The organism is Streptomyces calidiresistens, from assembly GCF_014141525.1.
Classification (GTDB): Bacteria; Actinomycetota; Actinomycetes; order Streptomycetales; family Streptomycetaceae; genus Streptomyces; species Streptomyces calidiresistens.
Window position 1 is genome coordinate 1 of record NZ_VKHS01000622.1, and the last position, 3,378, is coordinate 3,378.

The following is a 3,378-nucleotide window of genomic DNA, read 5'->3' on the forward strand; positions in this document are numbered from 1 at the left end:
GTCGGTGTGTCCGCTTCGGCGGACTCGTTGTGCTCGTGCATGCGGGCGGTTCTCCCGTCACGCTCCCGGGCGCCGCGCCACGGGGGCGGGCGCCGCTCGGGGGGCGGCGAGTCCGCCCCTGCGGCCCCGCGCCGCCGTCGCCGGGCCACCCGCGCCGCCGCCGCGCCCGCGGCCCCGGACCGCACCGACACCCCCGGCGACACGGGCTCCGACGCCGACGGCGAACCGCCCGTCGCGCCCGTGGACGACGTACCGGCCGACACCGGCGCGGCCGACACCGACCGCCCCCGGGACATGGACGCCACGGACGCCGAGGCCACCGCCGACACCGAGGCCACCGAGGCCACCGACGGCGACGAGCAGCCCGACACCTCCGCCGCCGGGGACACCGACTCCGGCCCCGGGGAGGAGCGGGCGGTCCCCCTCGTCGTCCCCGCCTTCCAGGCACCCACCTTCCGGGCCCCCACCGCGCCGGCGGCCTCCTTCCGGTCCCCCGCCCCGCGCGCCATCGGCTTCCAGGCCCCGATGTTCCAGACCCCCGAACGCGCCGCCGCCGAGGCCGCCTCCGGCCGCGCCGACGACCTCTTCGACGAGGTCCCCGGGGACGAGGCCGACCTCGACACCGACACCGCTTCCGGCGCCGACGGCCACGACGGCGCCGACTCCGACGCCGTGGACCGCCCCGGCCGCCGTCGCCGCCGCGGGGGCCGTCGCCGCCGCCGCAGCGAACTCGCCGAGCGCGCCGCCGAGACCGCCGGCCGCTCCCGGACGGAGGAGGACGGGGACACCGCCCCCCGGACCGCCGCCGCCGACACCGACGAGACCCCCGAGGAGTCCGGGACCCCCGCCCCGGCGGAGGCCGACGACACCCCGGACCGCACCGACACCACCGGCGACGCGGCGGAGGACACCGAGGCCGGGGACGGCCCCGGGGACGACGCCGAGGAGAGCGCCGAGGAGGGCGGCCGCGGCTCCCGTCGCCGTCGCCGTCGTCGCCGCCGCAGCGGCGAGAGCGCCGACACCGAGGACGCCGCCCCCGGCGAGGACGACCCCGAGCGCACCGTCGTCAAGGTCCGCGAACCCCGCCGCAAGCGGGACCGCGAGGAGGACGGCACCGGCTCCGACGGCGTGCAGTCCATCAAGGGCTCCACCCGCCTGGAGGCCAAGAAGCAGCGCCGTCGCGAGGGCCGCGAGCAGGGCCGCCGCCGGGTGCCGATCATCACCGAGGCCGAGTTCCTCGCCCGCCGCGAGGCCGTCGAGCGCGTCATGGTGGTCCGCCAGAGCGGCGAGCGCACGCAGATCGGGGTGCTGGAGGACGACATCCTCGTCGAGCACTACGTCAACAAGGAACAGTCCACCAGCTACGTCGGCAACGTCTACCTGGGGAAGGTCCAGAACGTCCTGCCCTCGATGGAGGCCGCCTTCATCGACATCGGCAAGGGCCGCAACGCCGTCCTCTACGCCGGTGAGGTCAACTTCGAGGCACTCGGCATGAGCGGCGGACCGCGCCGCATCGAGAGCGCGCTGAAGTCCGGCCAGTCCGTGCTGGTCCAGGTCACCAAGGACCCCATCGGCCACAAGGGCGCCCGGCTGACCAGCCAGATCTCGCTCCCCGGCCGCTACCTGGTCTACGTTCCGCAGGGCTCGATGACCGGCATCAGCCGCAAGCTCCCGGACACCGAGCGTTCCCGCCTCAAGCAGATCCTCAAGAAGATCGTCCCCGACGACGCGGGCGTCATCGTGCGCACCGCCGCCGAGGGCGCCACCGAGGACGAGCTGACCCGCGACGTGCAGCGACTGCGCGCCCAGTGGGAGGACATCCAGCGCAAGGCGAAGAAGGGCACCAACGCCCCGACCCTCCTGCACGGCGAGCCGGACATGACCGTCCGCGTGGTGCGCGACATCTTCAACGAGGACTTCACCAAGGTCGTCGTCAGCGGCGACGAGGCGTGGGAGACCATCCACGACTACGTCGCCGGGGTCGCCCCCGACCTCGCCCCCCGCCTGCACCGCTGGACCTCCGAGGTGGACGTCTTCGCGAGCCACCGCATCGACGAGCAGCTGATGAAGGCACTGGACCGCAAGGTCTGGCTGCCCAGCGGCGGTTCCCTGGTCATCGACCGCACCGAGGCCATGGTCGTGGTCGACGTCAACACCGGCCGCTTCACCGGCCAGGGCGGCAACCTCGAGGAGACGGTCACCCGCAACAACCTCGAGGCGGCCGAGGAGATCGTCCGCCAGCTGCGCCTGCGCGACCTCGGCGGCATCATCGTCATCGACTTCATCGACATGGTGCTGGAGTCCAACCGGGACCTGGTGATGCGGAGGCTCCTGGAGTGCCTGGGACGCGACCGCACCAAGCACCAGGTCGCCGAGGTGACCTCGCTCGGGCTCGTGCAGATGACCCGCAAGCGGGTGGGCCAGGGGCTCCTGGAGTCCTTCTCCGAGACCTGCGCGCACTGCAACGGCCGGGGCGTCATCGTCCACATGGAACAGCCGACCTCGCAGGGCGGCGGCGGGAAGAAGAGCCGCCGCAAGCAGAAGCAGGCCGAGCAGCGGGCCGCCGCCGAGGCGGCGGAGGCGGCGGAGGCCACGGAGGCCCCCGACGCGGACGACCTCGCCGACGTCGCCGGCGAGGGGGAGCCGACGGTCGTGGAACCGGTCGTGGAGCCCGCCGTGGACGCGCCGGTCGCCACCGACGAGGGCCCCCTGGAACTGCGGGCCGACGAGGAGCTGTACCACAGCATCGCCGAGGCCGAGGAGTCGGTGCGCCGGGGCGGACGCCGCCGTCGCGGCGGTCGCCGCGCCTCCGCCCCCGTCACGGCGACGGGCGCCGTCGAGGCCCCGTCCGCCGAACCGGCCCGGACCCCGGAGCCGACGGGGACGCCGGAACCGGTGGAGGCCGCCGCGCAGGCGGAGGACACCGTCCCGGAGGCCCCCGCGGAGGCCGATGCCGCCCCGGCCGAGGGGCCGCGCCGGCGCCGCCGGGTCGCCCGCCGCGCCGCCGCCCCGGCCGGGTCGCCCGCCGGGCCCGACGCGGAGAGCGCCGCCGTGGTGGTCACCACCGGCTCCACCGCTCCGGCCGAGGGCACCGACACCGAGCCGGCCCCGGTGGAGGAGCCCGCTCCCGCCGCCGAGCCCGCCGCCCCGCCGCGCCGTCGCCGGGTCGCCCGCCGCGCCGCCGCGCCCGCCGGCTCCCCGGGAGGGGAGGCGGAGGCCGCCGTCGTCGTGATCGAGGGCGACACCGCGTCCGCGGCCGCCGCGGCGACCGGCACCGACGCCGGGACCGGCCCGGACACGGCTCCGGTCCCCGCCGCGGAGACCGCACCGGAGACCACCCCCGCCGCGCCCCCGCGTCGCCGCGCCGTGCGGCGTGCC

General features: G+C 76.6%; 1 protein-coding gene. It reads left to right on the top strand.

What is annotated here, in order from left to right:
* Window positions 1–240 precede the first annotated feature (240 nt).
* Window positions 241–3,378 (top strand): Rne/Rng family ribonuclease (locus FOE67_RS20550; RefSeq protein WP_438874268.1); only part of this gene is annotated, 3,138 nt, incomplete at its 3' end.